The organism is Actinomadura sp. GC306, from assembly GCF_004348665.1.
In the GTDB taxonomy this organism is placed as follows: domain Bacteria; phylum Actinomycetota; class Actinomycetes; order Streptosporangiales; family Streptosporangiaceae; genus Spirillospora.
Genome location: NZ_SMKM01000116.1, coordinates 1 through 18,794, shown reverse-complemented (window position 1 = coordinate 18,794; position 18,794 = coordinate 1). Strand labels below are relative to the sequence as shown.

Annotated in this window: 16 protein-coding genes and 1 riboswitch; of the genes, 10 read left to right on the top strand and 6 right to left on the bottom strand. The window is 73.6% G+C overall.

Features of this window, described 5'->3' with window-relative positions:
- The first annotated feature begins 250 nt into the window (after positions 1-250).
- From E1200_RS17740 to E1200_RS17730, 3 genes are all read left to right on the top strand, one after another.
- Positions 251-721 carry a hemerythrin domain-containing protein gene (locus E1200_RS17740; RefSeq protein ID WP_131953143.1) on the top strand — a complete coding sequence of 157 codons (471 nt, stop codon included), beginning with the start codon at positions 251-253 and terminating at the stop codon, positions 719-721.
- 197 nt (positions 722-918) lie between these two features.
- Positions 919-5,373, top strand: a complete 4,455-nt coding sequence (locus E1200_RS17735) for a cation-translocating P-type ATPase (RefSeq protein WP_207933403.1) — start codon at positions 919-921, stop codon at positions 5,371-5,373.
- Between the two features lie 125 nt (positions 5,374-5,498).
- Positions 5,499-6,080, top strand: a complete 582-nt coding sequence (locus E1200_RS17730) for a sigma-70 family RNA polymerase sigma factor (protein WP_131953146.1) — start codon at positions 5,499-5,501, stop codon at positions 6,078-6,080.
- 3 nt (positions 6,081-6,083) lie between these two features.
- On the opposite strand, the gene E1200_RS17725 is transcribed toward E1200_RS17730, so the two are convergent.
- From E1200_RS17725 to E1200_RS17710, 4 genes are all read right to left on the bottom strand, one after another.
- The gene (locus E1200_RS17725; RefSeq protein ID WP_207933401.1) at positions 6,084-6,470 is read right to left on the bottom strand and encodes a hypothetical protein; all 387 of its coding nucleotides are present in this window, start codon (positions 6,468-6,470) and stop codon (positions 6,084-6,086) included.
- A 115-nt stretch (positions 6,471-6,585) separates the two neighbouring features.
- The gene (locus E1200_RS17720) at positions 6,586-7,794 is read right to left on the bottom strand and encodes a ferritin-like domain-containing protein (RefSeq protein WP_131953142.1); all 1,209 of its coding nucleotides are present in this window, start codon (positions 7,792-7,794) and stop codon (positions 6,586-6,588) included.
- Positions 7,791-8,642: a PhnD/SsuA/transferrin family substrate-binding protein gene (locus tag E1200_RS17715; protein WP_207933400.1), complete on the bottom strand. Its 852-nt coding sequence runs from the start codon at positions 8,640-8,642 to the stop codon at positions 7,791-7,793. The genes E1200_RS17720 and E1200_RS17715 overlap by 4 nt, the downstream gene beginning before the upstream one ends.
- Entirely contained in the window at positions 8,642-9,826 is a 1,185-nt protein-coding gene (locus E1200_RS17710; RefSeq protein ID WP_131953141.1) for an acyl-CoA dehydrogenase, read from the bottom strand. Before E1200_RS17710 ends, E1200_RS17715 begins: the two co-directional genes overlap by 1 nt.
- Positions 9,827-10,027: 201 nt before the next feature.
- Between E1200_RS17710 and E1200_RS17705 the strand changes: the two genes are divergently transcribed.
- Positions 10,028-10,594, top strand: a complete 567-nt coding sequence (locus E1200_RS17705) for a PadR family transcriptional regulator (protein ID WP_243708643.1) — start codon at positions 10,028-10,030, stop codon at positions 10,592-10,594.
- The gene (locus E1200_RS17700; protein ID WP_131953139.1) at positions 10,591-11,814 is read left to right on the top strand and encodes an FAD-dependent monooxygenase; all 1,224 of its coding nucleotides are present in this window, start codon (positions 10,591-10,593) and stop codon (positions 11,812-11,814) included. The genes E1200_RS17705 and E1200_RS17700 overlap by 4 nt, the downstream gene beginning before the upstream one ends.
- Here E1200_RS17700 and E1200_RS17695 read toward each other — a convergent pair.
- Positions 11,809-12,639, bottom strand: coding sequence for an MBL fold metallo-hydrolase (locus E1200_RS17695; RefSeq protein ID WP_131953138.1), 831 nt, complete (start codon positions 12,637-12,639; stop codon positions 11,809-11,811). The two genes, E1200_RS17700 and E1200_RS17695, sit on opposite strands and share 6 nt — an antisense overlap.
- Before the next feature lie 153 nt (positions 12,640-12,792).
- On the opposite strand from E1200_RS17695, the gene E1200_RS17690 reads away from it, so the two are divergent.
- From E1200_RS17690 to E1200_RS17675, 5 genes are all read left to right on the top strand, one after another.
- Positions 12,793-13,620, top strand: coding sequence for an SAM-dependent methyltransferase (locus E1200_RS17690; protein ID WP_131953137.1), 828 nt, complete (start codon positions 12,793-12,795; stop codon positions 13,618-13,620).
- Between the two features lie 10 nt (positions 13,621-13,630).
- Entirely contained in the window at positions 13,631-13,846 is a 216-nt protein-coding gene (locus E1200_RS33770) for a hypothetical protein (RefSeq protein ID WP_243708642.1), read from the top strand.
- Between the two features lie 86 nt (positions 13,847-13,932).
- Complete coding sequence (locus E1200_RS17685; protein ID WP_165950353.1) at positions 13,933-14,775, top strand: DUF5753 domain-containing protein; 843 nt, start codon at positions 13,933-13,935, stop codon at positions 14,773-14,775.
- 6 nt (positions 14,776-14,781) lie between these two features.
- Complete coding sequence (locus E1200_RS17680; RefSeq protein WP_131953135.1) at positions 14,782-14,979, top strand: DUF397 domain-containing protein; 198 nt, start codon at positions 14,782-14,784, stop codon at positions 14,977-14,979.
- Between the two features lie 378 nt (positions 14,980-15,357).
- Complete coding sequence (locus E1200_RS17675) at positions 15,358-16,134, top strand: ATP-binding protein (protein ID WP_165950352.1); 777 nt, start codon at positions 15,358-15,360, stop codon at positions 16,132-16,134.
- Between the two features lie 81 nt (positions 16,135-16,215).
- Here E1200_RS17675 and metE read toward each other — a convergent pair whose 3' ends face one another.
- Positions 16,216-18,462 carry a 5-methyltetrahydropteroyltriglutamate--homocysteine S-methyltransferase gene (metE, locus tag E1200_RS17670; protein ID WP_131953133.1) on the bottom strand — a complete coding sequence of 749 codons (2,247 nt, stop codon included), beginning with the start codon at positions 18,460-18,462 and terminating at the stop codon, positions 16,216-16,218.
- Between the two features lie 98 nt (positions 18,463-18,560).
- A riboswitch (cobalamin riboswitch) is annotated at positions 18,561-18,779 on the bottom strand.
- Positions 18,780-18,794 lie beyond the last annotated feature (15 nt).

The following is an 18,794-nucleotide window of genomic DNA, read 5'->3' as shown; positions in this document are numbered from 1 at the left end:
GTCCTAGACCGCCCCTGACCCCACCCCCGCCTCCGTTGACTTGCGGCGTGTTGTTGTTATGGGACGCCGGATAACAAGAACACGCCGCAAGTCAACGCACTGCCCGCCCGGCTCGCGGCGGGGTGTGGCTGTCTGGTTCGTGGTAGCTTCGGCGGTAGCGTCGCGTGTCGGTGGCAGGCTGTGCCAGGCATGGAGGCGCCGGACCGAAGGGAATCGGCGACGATGATCGTCGTACCTTCGCTCTTCACCTGTGGGTGAGGGCGAGAAGACCAGGCTGGTGGCCTGGAGCAATGAACTGCGCCGCGTGCACAACAGGCTTCGCGAGGCGCTGGCGGTCACCCGGGACGCAATTGCCGCCGGGGAGTCGGCGGAGTCGGCGACCAGAGATCTGCTGCTGTTCTGTCACGGATTTTGCGCCGCGCTGAGCGCGCACCACGTGGGCGAGGATCGGGAGCTGTTCCCGGCGATCGCCGAGCAGCATCCCGAGCTGCGGGAGACGCTGCGGTACCTGCAGCAGGACCACTCGATGATCGAGCACCTGGTGACCGGGCTGCAGGCCGCCGCGGACCGGGCGGCCCCGCCCGCGGAGCTGGACCGGCACCTGGACGGGCTCGCGGCGATCATGGAGTCGCACTTCAGGTACGAGGAGCGGCAGCTCCTGTCCGTCCTGGAGACGCTGGCGCTGGACGCGGACCCCGACGTGGTGCTGGGACCCCTGTGACCGGCTCGCGATCCGCGAAGCCCGCGAGGCGGGGGCGGGGGGTGGTTGGCCGCAGGCGAGCACCGCCCGAGGCCCGGCCCGCGGTGAAACGGATGCCCGGTGGCGGCTGGCGGCGACGGTAACCGGCTGTTTGCGGAGTGTGTTCGGGGGTAGCTCGGCGTTCGTCGGGGACCGGCCGCGAGCAGGGGGAGTCGGCGGTGGGAGTTCCGGGGGCGTCCCTGGTCAAGGCCGTGGCGAGCGTGCCGGTCGCGTTCGTCGACGCGGGTGCGCGGCGGGCCTCCCGGGGGGCCGGTGCCCTCGCGGCGCTGGCCGGGGGAGGGCCTCGGCGGCGCGTGTGGATCGGTGACGGGCGCGCCCATATCCAGGTGAACGGGCTTTCGGGGGCCGGTGAACGGCACCGGCGGTTCGTGGAGGCGTTGACGAGCGCGCTGTACCGGCTGGACGGGGTCAGCGTCGCGGAGGTCAACGCCGTCACAGGGCACGCCCTGGTCGCCTACGCGGAGGACGAGATCGGCGTGGACGCGCTGGTCGAAGCCGTCCGCGAGGTGGAAGAGGCGCACGGCGCCGACACCTATGACGTCGACGTGCATGCCGCCCCGCCCGATGACGAGATGGCTGCCGCAGCGATCACATCCGCCCTTGTCGCGGACTGTGCGGGGATGGTCGGGGCCCTTGCCGCGCGGGTGCTCGTCCTGCCGCGCGTGCCGAGTCCGGTGCGGGCGGCGGTGTCGGTGGCCGACGCGGCGCCCCATGTGCGGCGGGTGCTGGAGCGGCCGCTCGGCGGGCTGCGCACCGACGCGCTGCTCGGCACCGCCAACGCGGTCGTCCAGGGGGCCGGGCAGGGCGTCGCGCCGCTCGCCACGGACGCCGTGCACCGGGTCTTCCAGCTGTACGAGGTCGCGGCGCGCCGGGAGGCGTGGCGGCGCCGGGAGCCGGAGCTGACGGCGGGGCCGCAGCCGCAGCGGTCCGGGCGGCGCGGGAAGCGGCCGTGCCCGCTGCCGGACGGTCCCGTGGAGCGCGCCGTCAACCGCACCGAGCTGGGGGATCTGCTCGGCGGGGCCGGCGTCCTCGCGAGCACGCAGGACGTGTCCGCCGCCGCCGAACTGCTGCTGGCGACCATGCCCAAGGCCGCGCTGAGCGCGCGGAACGCGTTCGTCTCGGTGCTGGCGCACGACCTCGCCCGGCGCGGTGTGGTGGTGCTTGATCCGGGGGCGCTGCGCAGGCTCGACCGGATCAGCGCGGTGGTCATCGACTCCGCGGTGCTGTGCGGCGGGGAGCTGCAGCTGCTGTCCGCGACCGGCGAGGACGACGCGGAGGTCTGGCGCACCGCCGGCGCGCTGCTCGCCGGCCGGGACGCCGGGGACAAGCGCCTGGTGAAGGTCCGCGGCACCCCGGCCGGTCCCCGGGGCATGACCCTCGACCTGCTGGACGGGCGGGACCGGCCATGCGGGCAGGTCCTCGTGGGCTGCTCGCTCGACCCGATGGCCGAGGGGCTGCTCGCGGCGGCGCACCAGGCGGCCGACGTGGTCGTGCTGACCGAGCACGCGAGCACCCGGGAACTGGTCGCCTGGGGCGACGACTCCCCGGTCACCGTCGACGACCTCGCGGGTTCGGTGCGGGCCCTGCAGCGGGAGGGCCACGGCGTCCTGGTCGTCTCGCGCGGGCAGGACCGGGCGCTGGACGCGGCCGACGTCGGCGTGAGCGTCCTGTGCGAGGGCGGGTCGGTCGACTGGCGCGCCGACCTGGTGTGCGGGCCGGGGCTCGCCGAGGCGTGGCGGGTGCTGGCGGCCGTGCGGCCCGCGCGCCGCGCCGCCGAGCGCGCCGCGGAGCTGTCGCTGAGCGCGTCGGTGCTCGGCGCGCTGCTCATCGCGGGCGGCAGGCCCCGGCGGCGCGGGCTCGCGGGCTGGCGGGGCCTGCCGCCGATGCACACGGCCGCCATGATCGGAATGCTGGTGAACGCGGTGAGCGCCCGGCGGCTCGGCCACCGCAAGCCGCCGCCCCCGGTCGTCCGCGACGCCTGGCACGCCCGCACGGCGGCGGAGGCGTACCGGCGGCTGGCGCCCCTCCCCGCCGGGCCCGCCGCCGAACCGGCCCGGCCCGCCGGGGCCGGGGCGCGGCTGGCGGCGGCGGTGCGGCAGGAGCTCGACGATCCGCTGACGCCCGTCCTCGCGCTCGGCGCGGCGGCCTCGGCCGTGGTCGGCTCCAGCGTGGACGCGCTGCTGGTCACCGGCGTCATGACGGGCAACGCGCTCATCGGCGGCGCGCAGCGGATGCGCGCGGAGCGGGTGCTCGGCGAGCTGCTCCTCGGGCAGCAGGTCGGCGCCCGCCGGCTGCGCACCGCCCCCGACGCCGCGGACCCCGGGGCGTTCGAGCGGCTGCGGACGGCCGGCATCGAGAAGGTCTCCGCGGGCGACCTGCGGGTCGGCGAGGTGATCCTGCTCCGGTCGGAGGACGTCGTCCCGGCGGACGCCCGCCTGCTGTGGGCGGAGTCGCTGGAGGTGGACGAGGCGACGCTGACCGGCGAGTCCGTCCCCGTCGCCAAGGACGTCGCGCCGGCACCGGGCGCCGACCCGCCCGACCGGCACTGCATGGTCTACGAGGGCACCACGGTCGTCGCCGGGGAGGCGGTCGCGCTCGTCGTCGCCACCGCCGACGCGACCGAGGCCGGACGCGCCGCCGCGCTCGCCGGGGCGATGGACGCCTCGTCCAGCATGCAGGCGCGGCTGGCGGAGCTCACCCGCGAGGCGCTGCCCGCCACCGTGCTCGGCGGCGCGGCGGTGACGACGCTGGGGATGCTGCGCGGGCTGCCGCTGCGCCGCGCCCTCGGCTCCGGCGTAGCGGTCGCCGTGGCCGCCGTCCCGGAGGGGCTGCCGCTGGTCGCGACGCTGTCCCAGCTCGCGGCGGCGCGGCGGCTGTCCGGCCTCGGCGTGCTGGTCCGCTCGACGCGGGCGCTGGAAGCGCTCGGCCGCGTCGACACCCTCTGCTTCGACAAGACCGGGACGCTCACCGAGGGCAGGCTCCGCCTCGTCCGGGCGGCCGGCCCGGCGCGTCCGCTGTCGCTCACGGGCTCCGCCGGGGTGCGCATCCTCCGGACGGCCGTGCGCGCCTCCCCGCCGCCGCGCGGAAAGCGGGCCCCGCACGCCACCGACCGGGCCGTCCTTGACCGCGCCGCCGACCTGCCGCCGGACGAGCACTGGGCGTTGGACGAGGAACTCCCCTTCGAGGCCACCCGCGGGTTCTCCGCCTCGCTCGGGCAGAACGGCGACCGGACCGTCCTCGCGGTCAAGGGCGCGCCCGAGGTGCTGCTCGGCAGGTGCGCGCGGATCCACGCCCCGCGCAGCGGCGCCGACGCCGACGAGCCGCTCACTCCGGCCCGGCGCCGCGCCGCCGCCGCGATTGTCCGGCGCCTCGCGCGGCAGGGGCTGCGGGTGCTCGCGGTCGCCGAGCGGCCCGTCCCGGACCCGGCCGCGGTGCGGGGCGAGCTCGCCGACCACGTCGCGGACCTCACGCTGCTGGGCTTCATCGGCATCGCCGATCCGCCGCGTCCCACCGCCGAGGAGGCGGTGCGGCGGCTGACCGGCGCGGGCGTGCGGACCACCATGATCACCGGCGATCATCCGGCGACCGCCGCCGCGGTCGCCGCGCGGCTCGCCATCCCGGACGCCGACCGGGTCGTCACCGGGGCCGAGCTCGACGCGATGTCCGCCGGCGAGCGGCTCCGGGCGGTGCAGCGCGCCGCCGTCTTCGCCCGCGTGTCCCCGGCCCAGAAGGTGCGCATCGTGAAGGATCTGCGGCGGGCCGGGCGGGTCGTCGCGATGACCGGCGACGGCGTCAACGACGCCGCCGCCATCCGCCGCGCCGACGTCGGCATCGCGGTCGCCGGACGCGGTTCCGGCGCGGCCCGCAGCGCGGCGGACCTCGTTCTCACCGCGCCCGACACCGCGCTCATCCTGGAGGCGCTGCGGGAGGGCCGCGCCCTGTGGCACAGCGTCCGCGACGCCGCGGCCATCCTCGTCGGCGGCAACGCGGGCGAGGTGGCGTTCACCATCCTCGGGACGGCTCTCGGCGGGAACGCGCCGCTGAGCACCCGGCAGCTGCTCGTCGTCAACATGCTCACCGACATGCTCCCCGCCCTCGCCGTGGCCCTCACCCCGCGCGACCCCGGCCCGAACGACACCGCCCGGCCCGGCCAGGAACAGGAGGAGCAACTCGGTGGAACGCCGAGCCAGGGGTTCACCGGGGAGGAGATGCGGCGCGTCCTCTGGGTGCGCGGCACCGCCACGGCCGCCGCCGCCCTGGTGACGTGGCAGACCGGGCGGCTGACCCGGCTCGTCCCCGGCGGCCGTCGCCGGGCCTCCACGATGGCGCTGGCGTCCCTGGTCGGCGCCCAGCTCGGCCAGACGCTCCTCGCCCGCTGGCGCAGCCCCCTGGTCATCGCCACCTGCGCCGTCTCGGCCGCCGCCCTGTTCGCCGTGGTGGAGCTGCCGGTGCTCAGCCACTTCTTCGGCTGCACGCCGCTCGGCCCCGGTGCCTGGGCGATCGTCATCGCGGCGGCCGCCGCAGCGACGCTGGGCGCAGCCGTCGTCCCCCGCCTGCTCCCGCCCGCCGGGACGGCCCGCACCCCCGCCGCGACCACCCCAAATTCCAATTGATCGTTACGCGTCCGCCATATGGGGCATACGGAGCTTTTCAGGCTCCAGTGGGGGGATGACATGGACGTGGCGACTCGGACAGCACGGTCCCAGGCCGGAAACGGCGGCGGGAGGGGACCCTGATGATGACGACCGAGCCGGGGACGGACCAGCAGCGGCAGCGGTTCGAGCGGGACGCGATGCCCTACATCGACCAGCTCTACGCCGCCGCGCTGCGCATGACCCGCAACCCCGCGGACGCCGAGGACCTCGTCCAGGACACCTACGCCAGGGCGTACGCGTCGTTCCACCAGTTCAAGGAGGGGACCAACCTGAGAGCGTGGCTGTACCGCATCCTGACCAACAACTACATCAACGAGTACCGCAAGCAGCGGCGGCGGCCCGCTGAGGCACCGGGCGAGGAGATCGAGGACTGGCAGCTCGCCGAGGCCGCCTCGCACACCCCGGGCGGCCTGAAGTCGGCCGAGACGACCGCGCTGGAACGGCTCCCCGACTCCGAGGTCCGGCAGGCGCTCGCGGACCTTCCGGAGGAGTTCCGGCTGCCCGTCTACTTCGCCGACGTGGAGGGCTTCTCCTACAAGGAGATCGCGGAGATCATGGGCGTCCCGATCGGCACGGTCATGTCCCGGCTGCACCGGGGCCGGCGCCGGCTGCGCACCCAGTTGGAGGACTACGCCCGGGAACGCGGGTTCGCCGGAGTGCCGTAGCGGTCAGGCGTACGGAGGGGCGGCGGCCGTGATGGCGCGGGCCTGGGCGACCGCCTGGGCGGCCCAGGCGCTCGACTGGGGGCCCGGCGGGAACTGGGCGGTGTGGTGGAAGCCGGGGCCGGTGACGGAGATCGAGACGAACCCGAGGTAGCGGGTCTCCTTCATCAGCAGGAACAGCAGGCCCAGCAGGCAGAACCACACGAAGACGATGGTCAGGATGATGCCCGCCGTGGAGATGCTCTCGGTGACCTGCGTCGAGTCGTGCACGGTCCACTGGGCGCCGTGCAGCGGGTACTGCCCGTGGGGCAGGATCACGTGCGTGCTCGTCAGGGCCATGTCGCCGATCTGCAGCAGGACGGGCTCGGTGCCGCTCTGAGGGTACGGGTACATCCACTCACCTCTACTCAAGGCAGCCACCCGCTGCAGCCGGATCGACCCCCATGCTATTGCGCACGCCCGATCCGCGGCAGCCGTCCGGCCACGCCCGGTCACCGGCCGCCCCGTCCTACATGAAATTGCGGGTGTGGAGCGCGGACAGCTCCGCGGCCTCGTCATCGGGGAACCCGAGCCGGATCAGCCGGCGCCGGCGGCCCTCGTCCATGTCGGCGTGCAGCCGCAGAACCCGCCGGTGGCCCTCCGCGATGGCCCGCGGCGTCCACTCCCCGGCGGCGAGGACCACCAGGGCGTCGAACACGTCCGCGTTCAGTCCGGCGGTGTCGCGCAGCGAGTCGTGGCGGCGTTCGACGGCGGCCCGGAGCCGGGAGCGCAGGCCCGGGTCGAGCGCGGCCTGGTGCTCCAGGTGGGCGACGCCGAACGCGACGTGCCGCGCCTCGTCCTGCCGGGCCAGCCGCGCCACCTGGCGCGTCACCGGGTCGGGCGCGTACCGGTCCAGGAAGGACAGCAGGCTGAGGAAGCTCCCCTCGCCGAGCACGGACAGCAGGAACGACGCCAGCGAGAAGTCCGGCTCCGACAGCAGCGACGCGAGGGACGCGCGGCCGCCTGCGGAGGACGTGCCCAGCTCGCCGCCGCGCAGCAGGGCGCGCCGGGTGAAGACCTCGACGTGCCGGGCCTCGTCGGCGGCCTGCACCGCGAGCAGTTGCTGGACCTCCCGGAAGTGCGGGTGGACGCGCGCCAGCAGCCGGGCCGGTACCACCAGGGCCGCCTGCTCGTTCTCCACGAGGTAGGTCATCACCTGGACGACGGCCTGCTCGATCTCGCCGGGCAGGGAGGACTCGCTGTCCCACGCGACGGCCTTCGCCGGGTCCCACTGGGCGGACGCCGCGTGGGCGTAGAGCCGGGGGGCCAGGTCCGCCCAGACGATGTCGCGGTCGTCCAGGTCGGCGGCGAGGTCGGGGCCGCCCGGTTCGACGAGCGCGCCCCGGGCGGCCAGCCCCCAGTGCGGGGCCGGCCGCCGCACGATCCCCTCCGGCGTGGGGCCGCCCGCGCGTTCGGCGCCCGCCCACCGGTCGGTGTCGGCGTGCCCGCGGATCACCCGGCCGCGCACCGGGCCGGCGGTGCCGTCCCGGGGTGCCCAGCGGTGGCCCGCCTCGCGGCACCAGACCGCGAGGTGGACCTCCAGGGCCGGGGCGGAGCCGGCGACGGCCAGCTCCGCACCCGGCGGCAGCCCGGCGAGCGCGCGGTTCAGCAGCAGGTGCGCGCCCTCCTCGAAGCCGAGGTCGCCGAGGTCCAGAGACCCGTGCGCCGGGTCGCTCACGGTGCGTAGCCGGCCGCCGTGATCCGGCCCTCGGCGTCGTAGAAGCCCGCTTCGTCGACGGCGGTCTCCAGGGCGCCGTAGCCGGTGTCGCGTCCCTCCACCCACGCCTTGAGGCCCTCCAGCTCCAGCAGCGGGCGCACCTCGGGGTCGGCGAAGCTCATCGACAGCAGCAGCTCGGCGAACCTGTCCACGAGCCCCGGAGGGGCGGAGCCGGCCACGGTCATGTTGCAGTGGTCGTACGGCCCGGTCTGCGCGAGCACCCGCGTTCCGCCCGGCGGGAACACGCCCTCCCGGCCGAACAGCAGATGGTTCGCGTCGATCAGGCACGCCGCCGCGACCTCGCCCGCCGCCAGGGCGGCGGCCGCGTCCCGCTCACCGCCGATGTGGTCGCCGTGCAGCCCCACGCCCACGTCGAACCTGCGCACGGTCACGTCCTCGCCCGGCACGGCGCCGTGGGCGCGCAGGTACGACAGCGGGATGAGGGTGGCCTGCGGGGAGTCGACCGCGCCCACCCCCACGGTCTCGCCCTTGAGGTCGGCGACGGACGTGTACGGCGACGTGTCGCGGACGACGACCAGGGACGTGAGGTCGCGGTCGGTGTCCCGCATGAGGAGCGGATGGACGGTCCGCCCGCGCCGCTCGGCCATCCGGCGGGCCCGGACCCAGGCGAGCGGGGAGTTCCACGCCGCGTGGATGCGGCCCTCGACGAGATCCTCGACCTGGCGCTCGTAGTTCGAGTACAGGACGAAGTCGAAAGGCAGGTCACGCGCGGTCAGCCACTCCCGGAACCGCGACCAGATCGTCACGACCTTCGGGTCGTACGCGACGGCGCCCATCAGAAGCTCCATCAGGCGCCCTCCCCGTCCAGCGGAGCGTCGAGCAGGGGACGGCCGAGGCACGCCCGCGCCACGAAGTCGTTCAGCGCGTCGGTGGTCGGCGCCATGACGCGGGCGGCCAGCGCGTCCCGGAACCGGCGTTCGACGCCGAGCTCCTTGCGGAACGCGGACCCGCCGCAGAGCCGCATCACCCCGTCGGCGACCTCGGAGGCCGCCTCGGCGGCGACGGCCTTGACCTGGAGCACCCGCAGCGGCGCGTCCTCGCGCCCGCTCTCCAGCGCCCCGAGCGTGTCGCGCAGGAACGACCCGGCCTCGTCGGTGCGGATCCGGAGGCGCGCGAAGCCCGCCCGCGCCATCGGCTGGTCGGCGAGAGTCTGGCCGAGGTGCGTGAGGCGGGTGCGGGTCAGGTGGTCCAGGGCCAGCCCGGTCAGCGCCTCCATGGCACCGACCGAGAACGCGGCGTTCAGCACCAGGAAGTTCGGCAGGACCTCCTGCAGCGCGATGTCCAGGCCGGAACCGTCGTCCCCGAGCATCGCGCTCATCGGGACCTGGACGTCGTCCGCGGCGACGGGGCTGGACGCGTTCCCGCGCAGGCCGAGCCCGTCGAACGGACCCTGCACGGTCAATCCGTCCGTGCGGCTGGGAACCGTCCAGAGGGTCATGGGGCCGGGCGCCTGCAACGGCTGACTCGACCAGACGTAGCTGTCGGCCTCTCCCGCGGAGGTGATCCAGCTCTTCTGCGCCTGGAGCCGGACGAGGCCGTCCCCGGCGGCGGTCGCGGTGCCGACCGGGGCCCAGAAGTGGCTGCGCGACCCCGCCTCCGAGAACGCCAGGGTGGTCAGGTGCTCGCCCCTCGCGATCGCCCGGCGGAGGTCGTCGGGGCCGTACGCCTCGATCACCGGCGTCGCGGCGTAGTGCATGAGCACGACCATGGCGGTCGAACCGCAGGCGCCCGCGAGCCGCTGGACCACCTCGGCGGCGGCACCGAGCCCCGCCCCGGCGCCGCCCACCTCCGGCGCGCTCAGCAGGCCGAGCAGGCCGGCCTTCCCGAGCGCCTCGACACCGGCCCGCGGATAGCTTCCGGCGCGGTCCACCTCGGCGGCGCCCGGGGCGACGACGGTGTCGATGACCGAGGCGAGGGCCTCGGCGTGTGCGTCGGGCCGGGCCGGGCGCTCGGTGGGCGGGGCAGAACTCACGTGACCTCCAGGTAGCCGTGGGAGACGAACATGGGTCCTCTTCCCGGCCGCTTCCCCGGCAAGCGCTCCCGGCGGAAAGGTGATCGAAGGGTCTCGCCGGGGTGGGACCTGGATGTATAGTTGATCCTAACTAGTTGGTATTGGATAGTTGGTGCTGGCTAAGGAGGTTGGGTGGAGAAGCGGCGCAAGGTGGGCAATCCGTTGGGGTTGGCCGTACTCGCCTGGTTGATGCTCGGGCCGATGCACCCGTACGAGCTGGCGCGGCGGCTGGAGGAGAGCGAGCAGGACCGCAACATCAAGTACAACCGCGGCTCGCTCTACATGGTGGTGAAGCAGCTGGCCAAGGCCGGGTTCATCGCCGAGCAGGAGACCGTCCGCGACACCCAGCGCCCCGAGCGCACCGTCTACGCGCTCACCCCGGACGGGCGGGCGGAGATGCACGACTGGCTGAGCGAGCTCGTCGCGCAGCCGCGGCACGAGTACCCGCACTTCGGGGTCGCGCTGTCGCTGCTGGCCGTCCTCGACCCGGAGGAGACGGTCCGGCTGCTCACCGCGCGGCACGCCGCCCTGACCGCCGAGGCCGCCGGGATACGCGAGCGGGTGGACGCCGCCATCGCCCAGGGCGTCGAGTGGGTGTTCCTCGTGGAGGAGCGCTACCGGGCCGCCCTGCTGGACGCCGAGACCGGGTTCGTCGCCGAGCTGGTCGAGGCGATGCGCGACCCGGAGCACATCCGCAAATGGCACGAGCAGTTCGGGAGCCGAACATGACTGCAGCGAGGACGGCCCTGGTCATCGGCGGCGGGATCGCCGGCCCGGCGACCGCCATGGCGCTCCGGAAGGCCGGGGTGGAGGCGACGGTGTACGAGGCGTACCCGAGCGTGGCCGACGGGGTGGGCGTCACCCTCACGGTCGCGCCGAACGGGCTCGCCGCCCTGCGGATCCTCGGCGCGGAGGACGCCGTGCTCCGCATCGGCCAGCCGCTCACCCGGGCGCTGATGTACGACGGGCGCGGCGAGCGGCTCGGCGAGTTCCCGGGCCTGGACGGGCTGCCGCCGAGTCTCGGACTGTGGCGGGACGAGCTGTGCCGCGTCCTGCACGAGACGGCCGAGGCCCAGGGCGTCCGCGTCGAGTACGGCAAGCGGCTCGTCGGCGCCGAGGAGTCCGCAGACGGCGTGACCGCGCACTTTGCGGACGGCACCAGCGCCACCGCGGACGTGCTCGTCGGTGCCGACGGCATCCGCTCGGCCGTCCGCACGCTGATCGATCCGGACGCGCCGCGGCCGGAGACGACGCGGCTGCTGAACTTCGGCGCGGCGGCGGACATCGCGGTCCCGGCCGACCGCGAGTCGTCGTACTTCGTGTTCGGCGAGCGGGGCTTCTTCGGCTACTGGGTGCAGCCCGACGACCGCACCGCCTGGTTCGCGAACCTGCCGCACGACCGGCCGCTGTCGTCGGCGGAGGCGCGCGAGACGTCCAAGGCCGACTGGCTCGTGCGGCTGCGCGACCTGTACGCCGGCGACACGCCCTGCCGGGAGGTCCTCGCCCACACCGACGCCGAGGCCCTGGTCGTCCTCGGCTCGCTGGAGAACATGCCCAAGGTGCCGGCCTGGCACCGCGGGCGGATGGTGCTCGTCGGCGACTCCGCGCACGCGCCGTCGTCCAGCTCCGGGCAGGGCGCCTCGCAGGCCGTCGAGGGCGCGGTGCAGCTCGCCCGCTGCCTGCGCGACCTTGCCGACCCGCAGAGCGCCTTCACCGCCTACGAGGGGCTGCGCCGCGCGCGGGCCGAGAAGGTCATCGACCGGGGCAACAGGACCAGCAACAGCAAGATGATGGGCCCCGTCGCGAAGAAGATGATGAAGCTGATGATGCCGCTCATGATGAAGACGTTCCTCAATCCGGAGAGGACGCTCGGCCCCGAGCAGCGGTACACCATCGATTGGGACGCCCCCGTCGTCCCCCAAGGGGAAGTGCCTGCGCAGGGCCTATAGGGCGTGGGTGAAGGTGTGCGTGTGGCCCCGCTCGACGTAGGTCACTTCTCCGGCCATACCGCGCCGGTCGAGCTCCCGGCGGAAGTCTGCCAGTGAGGAACTGAAGACGGTGTAGTCGTCGTAGTGGACCGGGACGGCGTTCGCGGGACGGATCGTGTCCAGCAGGTCGGCGCCCTGCACCGCGTCCATGGTGACGATGAGCCCGCCGGGCAGTTTCGTGCCGCCCAGGTGGAGTATGGCCAGGTCGATGCCGGGGGTGCGGCGGGCGATCTGCTCGATTCCGTCGAACATGAGCGTGTCGCCGGTGATGTAGAGGCGGAACTGCACTTCCCCTGTGGCCGGGCCGAACTCCAGCAGGCTGCCCATCACCGGCGGCAGCAGCCGGTGGAGGGGACCGGGTGCGTGCCGGCCGGGCAGCGAGGTCACGCGGAGCTGCATGCCGTCCTTGACGAGGGTGTGCGACTCCCAGGTGCGCAGGCCGACCGCGTGGCGGAAGCGGTGCAGGCCCTGGAGGCGGCGGGACGCGTGCGGGGTCGTGATGATCGGCAGGCCCCGGTCGAGCTTGGCGCGGGCGACCCGGTCCCAGTGGTCGCCGTGCAGGTGGGACAGGACGACGGCGTCCAGGCGCGGGAGCTCCTCGATGCGCAGCGCGGGATCGGTGAGGCGCCGCGTGGTCAGCCCGTATCCGAGGTGGACCCGCTGCCCGCGGTGCAGGAAGTTCGGGTCGGTGAGCAGCGTGAACGGCCCGCAGCGCAGCAGCGTCGTCGCATTCCCGATGAACTGCATCGTCAGCTGGCGGAGCGCGAGGTCCGGCGCGGTCTTCATGGTCGTTTCCCCCCGATTGTTTCGATTGCCGGGTCATGCCCGCGGCGGGGGAGGTGATGCGCCGCCGATGCCCGTCCCACCGGAACCGTCGCGGCGAAAGAGAACATGTTTCATAATCCGTGCATCACAAGTTGCGGCGACGGAGGCGAAACGGTGGGCGAGACCGAGCAGGCGCCACCTGGCGTGGACATCACGATTCCCAGCCCGGCCCGGATGTACGACTACATCCTCGGCGGTACCGACAATTTCGAGGTCGACCGGCAGGCCGTGGAAACGGTCCGCAAGCAGATGCCCGAGCTGGCCGACGCGGCGTGGGCGAACCGCGGATTCCTGCAGCGCGCCGTCCGGTGGCTGGCGATGCAGGGGGTGCGGCAGTTCATCGACATCGGCGCCGGGCTGCCGACGATGAACAACACCCACGACGCGGCACAGGCGGTCGCGCCCGACGCGCGGGTCCTGTACGTCGACAACGATCCGCTGGTCACGGCGCACGCGAACCGGCTGCTGGCCAACTCGTCCGGGACGGCCTTCATCACGGCCGACTTCCGCGACCCGGAGGGCCTGCTCGGGCACGAGGTGACGCGGGCGACGATCGACTTCACGCGGCCGGTGGCGCTGCTGGCCGTGGCGCTGACCCACTTCGTCCCGGACGAGGACGACCCCTGGGGCCTCATCCAGCAGTACATGGCGCGGCTGGTGCCCGGCAGCTACCTCGCGCTGTCGTCGATCACCAGTGACCGGCAGGTCGACAAGGCGGTCGGCACGGTCCGCGAGGTGTACTCGCGCTCCACCGCCGGGGCCAGGCCGCGCAGCCTCCGGGAGATCGAGCGCTTCTTCACGGGACTGGAGATCGTCCCGCCGTACGAGGGGGCCGCGGCGAGCCTCACCTACGTCGGCCTGTGGGGCGCCGAGGACCCCGAAGCGGCCGACAGTGATGGCTCACGCTGGGGTTACTGCGCTGTGGCCGAAAAGACAGGGTGAAAGGGGCGAGATGAAGAAGCCGACCGTGGCTGACCTGGGCATCGACCCCGAAACCCTGGACTGGAAGCGCTCGGGCACGGAGGAGGGCGCCATCGAAGTGGCTTTTGTCAATGAGTGGACCCTTTTGCGCACTTCAGGAGAGCTCATCTCGGTGTTCGACGAGCACGAGTGGGCCTGCTTCCTGGACGGAGTGAAGAACGGCGAGTTCGACCGCGCCGCGTCCTAGCCGAAATCTGTGATTCACAAATTCGGAAGGCGTATGATGATGCCTGCCGCGTGTCAAGGCGGCGCGTGCCGAAGGAGGTGGTTCCGGTGAGCGAGGCGTACGGGGCCACCATCGCGAAGCGGAGCCTGGCGCGCCGCCTCCGGGAACTGCGACTGGAGACGGGGTACACCGCCAACCAGGTGTGCGACAGGCTGAACTGGGGCCGGGGCAAGGTCGGCCGGTTCGAGGCCAACAACTGGGTGCGGCCCGAGCTGAGCGACATCCGCGACCTGGCGCGCATCTACACCGACAGCGACCTCGCCGAGCTGGAGGAGCTGGCCGGGCGCGCGCGGCAGCGGGCCTGGTGGCGCGAGTACTCCGACGTCTTCGAGAACGAGTTCCCCGGCTACGAGGGCGATGCGCGGGAGATCCGGGTGATCATGCCCCTCGTCCTGCCGGGCCTGCTGCAGACCCTCCCGTACATGCAGGCGCTGCTCGCGTCCGGGTCGCGGACGCCGGAGTGGCGGGAGCGGGCGCTGCGGGCGCGGCTGCGCCGCCAGCAGATCCTGGAGCGCGACGACGGCAGGGCGCCGGAGCTCATCGCGGTCCTCACCGAGGCGTCGCTGCTGTACGAGTGGGGCGACGCGGGCGACCGCCGCGCCCAGCTGCGCCACCTGCTCGACGTGGGCGCGCGCTCCCACGTCGAGCTCCGGCTGCTGCGCCTGTCGGACGGCCTGCACCCCGGCATGGCGACCCTGGTCAACATCTTCCGCTTCCCCGGCGGGGAGCCGCCCATGGTCTTCCTTGAGAACGACGCCGACATCCAGGAGATCGACACCCCCGGAAAAGTGGAGGCATATGACCGCATCTTCGAGCAGATCCGGGCGGCGGCGCTGAGTCCCGCCGACACCGCGAGGCACCTGGAGAAAATGATCGCGACGCTGGAGTAGGAGCGTATGGACCTCTCTCAGGCACGGTGGTTCAAGGCCACCGCGAGTGCGAGCAGCAACGGAGGCTGCGTCGAGGTCGCCGACCTCGCGACGGCCACGGGGCTGCGCGACAGCAGGACCCCCGAGGCCGGGGCGCACGTCGTCGCCCGGCCCGTGTTCGCCGCGTTCCTCGACGACGTGCGGGCGGGCCGCTACGACCGCTGACCAGGCCGCGACCGATCAGCCGTGAACGCTGATCAGGCCGCACACCGGGTCCCCCAGGGCTGCACCCCTGGGGGACCTTTGCGTGTGCGGCCCTCTCTCAGGCGTCGTCCACGCTACAGCGCCGACGCCGGCCGGTCTCTTCTCCGTCCGGTACACGCCCGCGCTATCGGGTGAAAAACGTGTTTTGTAGGTCTCTAAGCCCTTTAAGGAACGTCTCGATCGTGCTCGGACGAGCTTCGTGGTGTGGCGGGTATCACGGCCTCCGGTGTGCCAAGCTGGGATCTGTGAATCACACATAGCGACTCGCGAAGCATGAGGGTTCATGTCGCGATTGCCGGAATTGCGAATGAGTGCGCGAAACTCTTGAGGGTGGGCGTCATGACGGAGACCGCGACGGCTCGCGGAATTCCCTGGAGACTCGAGAACGGCGGCTGCGCGGCGCTCCCCCTGCCGGGCGATCCGACCATCGCGGCCGTGGCGCGCGGGCACGTCACGGCCCTGCTCCCCGCACTCGGCCTGCCGGCCGAGACCATCGACGACGTGGCCCTCATGGTCAGCGAACTCGCCACCAACATCCTCGACCACGCCACCCCCGGCGGCGGGGCCCCCAGCGCCGAACTCTGGGTCTACCAGCGGGGCGACGGAAGCGGCCATGACGAGCTGGTCGTCAAGGCGTTCGACACGGTCCGGCACTGGCGCGGCCACCCGGGCGGCCCCGGCCGGATGCGCGAACGCGGCCGCGGCCTGGAGATCATCGACATCCTCACCGACGGCCGGTGGGGGCACCACCCGTCCCGGTCCCGGCTCAGCACGCCGGCCGCCCGCGGCAAGGCCACCTGGTTCGCCCTGCCCATCCCGCGCACCCGCACCGCCCGCGGCCGCCGGCACGGCCGCACACCGACGAACGCGGCGCAGGCCGCCAAGGCCCTGCACACGATGCTCGTCCGGCGCGGCATCGACGGCTTCGCGCTCGGGCACGAGCCCGGTGTCTCCATGCTGACCTGCGACGACCTGTCGGTGCGCTGCGATGACGAGACGTTCCGCTGGCACGCCCGCACCGGCGAGGCCGGCGAGCTCCCGGTCACCGACATCACCGAGGTCGGCGAGCAGATCGTCCGGCTCCGCGAGGCGATGAACGACGTCCACGTGGTCTGACCGTACGGGGGGGACGGTCAGACCACGTGGAGCTTCACCCGAGGACGGCCCGGCCGCGCCCGGTCAACCGGCCGCGCCCGGTCAACCGGTCACGTCCGCCCGGACGCGCCGCGCCGCCGCGACCAGGTTCCGCAGCGACGCCTCCGTCTCCCGGTAGCCGCGGGTCTTCAGCCCGCAGTCGGGGTTGACCCACAGCCGCGCCGGCTCGACGGCCCGCAGCGCGCGCCGCAGGTTCTCCTCCATCTCGGCCGCGGCGGGCACGCGGGGCGAGTGGATGTCCCACACGCCGGGCCCGATGCCGTTCGCGTACCCGGCGGCGCGCAGGTCGCCGACCAGCTCCATGTGCGAGCGGGCCGCCTCCACGCTGGTGACGTCGGCGTCCAGCGCCCCGATCGCCCCGATGATCTCGCCGAACTCGGAGTAGCACATGTGCGTGTGGATCTGCGTGGTGTCGGCGACGCCGGAGGTGGCGAGCCGGAACGCGCCGACCGCCCAGTCCAGGTAGGCGGCGCGGTCGGCGTCGCGCAGCGGCAGCAGCTCGCGCAGCGCCGGCTCGTCGACCTGGATGATCCGGATCCCGGCCGCCTCCAGGTCGGCGATCTCGTCCCGCAGCGCCAGCGCGACCTGCCGGGCGGTCTCGGCGAGCGGCTGGTCGTCGCGGACGAACGACCACGCGAGCATCGTCACCGGCCCGGTCAGCATCCCCTTGACCGGCCTGCTCGTCAGCGACTGCGCGTACGTCGCCCACTCCACGGTCATCGGCCGGGGCCGCGCGACGTCGCTGTGCAGGATCGGCGGTCGGACGCAGCGCGACCCGTACGACTGCACCCACCCGTGCTCGGTCGCGGCGTACCCGTCGAGCTGCTCGGCGAAGTACTGCACCATGTCGTTGCGCTCCGGCTCGCCGTGCACGAGGACGTCGAGCCCCAGCTCTTCCTGCAGCGCGATGACGCGGGCGATCTCGTCCTTCATGGCCCGCTCGTACTCGGCCGCGGTGCTGCGCCCGGCGCGGCGGTCGGCGCGGGCCCGGCGGATCTCGGGGGTCTGCGGGAACGAGCCGATCGTGGTCGTGGCGAGGTCGGGCAGGCCGAGCGCCGCGCGCTGCGCGGCGAACCGGGCGGCGCGGTCGCCGCGCTCCACGTCGCCGATCGAGTCGAGCCGCTCCCGGACGGCCCGGTCGATCCCGGCCGCGGCGGCCAGGGGCTCCGGCGCGGCCGGGACCTCCTCCTTCAGCGCGCGCCCGACCGCGATCACCTCGGTGACCTTCTGCCGGGCGAACGCGAGCCGTCCCCGGACGTCCGGGTCCAGCGCCGTCTCGGCGTCCAGGTCGATCGGGACGTGCAGCAGCGAGCAGGACGTGCCCACCACCAGCTGGTCGACGAGCCCGAGCAGTGAGGCGCACGTCGCCCTGGCGCGGCGCTGGTCGGTGCGCCACACGTTGCGGCCGTCCACCACGCCCGCCACGAGCGTCTTGCGCGGGAGGCCGCCGACGGAGGCGAGGGCGTCGAGGTTGCCGGGACCGGCGACGAAGTCCAGCGCGACCGCCTCGACGCGGCTGCGCGACAGCCGCTGCAACGCGGCGGTGCCGATCGTGCCGAAGTAGGTCGCGACCATCAGGCGGGGCCTGCTGGTCAGCCGCCCGAGCCGCGTGTACGCGCGGGCGAGGGCGTCGATCTCCTCCTCGGTACGGTCGGCGACGAGGGCGGGCTCGTCGAGCTGCACCCACGCCGTCCCCGACCCGGCGAGCCGCTCCAGAAGCTCGGCGTACACGTCGATGAGCCCGTCGAGGAGGTCGAGCGGCCGGAAGCCCTCCGGCGCGTCCGGCGCGGGCTTCGCCAGCAGCAGGTACGTGAGCGGCCCGACGAGCACCGGCCGCGTCTCGATGCCGAGCGCCTCGGCCTCCCGGTACTCGGCGAGCGGCTTGGCGTCGGCGCCGTCCGCCAGCCGGAACCGGGTGTCCGGCCCGAGCTCCGGGACGATGTAGTGGTAGTTCGTGTCGAACCACTTGGTCATTTCGAGCGGCGGGACGTCCTGCACGCCCCGCGCCATGGCGAAGTATCGGTCGAGCCCGGTCAGGTCCCGGTACCGGTCCGGGACGGCGTCGACGAGCACGCTCGTGTCGAGGACCTGGTCGTAGAAGGAGAACGTGTTCGACGGGACCGCGTCGAGTCCGGCGTCCCGCAGCTCGTTCCAGACCGCCGCGCGCAGTTCGGCGCCGGTCTTGAGGAGCGCGTCCGCGTCGGCGCGTCCGGCCCAGTAGTCCTCGGTGGCGAACTTCAACTCCCGCCGCGCCCCGATCCGGGGGTAACCGAGAATCGTGGTGTTCATGGCTGCGTCCCTCGCTGTGCCACGGGCGGCCTGCGGAAAGGGGTGCGCACGATGCCGTGCCGCAGACCTACCCGCGAGGCCGCAGACCGCCGTGTACCGGCCGGTACACGGGCGGAGGCAGGTCTTCGGACTCGCGGGCACCGCCTCTTCCGAGGCGTCCTACTGGCCGTCGCTTCCCAGGCCGCGTGGCCCAGTGCGTGATGACGGCGGTCGTTCCCGCTCACCGCTGCGGGGCAGTCCCGGATTCGCACCGGGTTCCCTCTTACGACACCCGAGCCCGCACAGAACCCGGATGAACCATCCGCAAATCCGAGTCTAACCCCCACCCAACC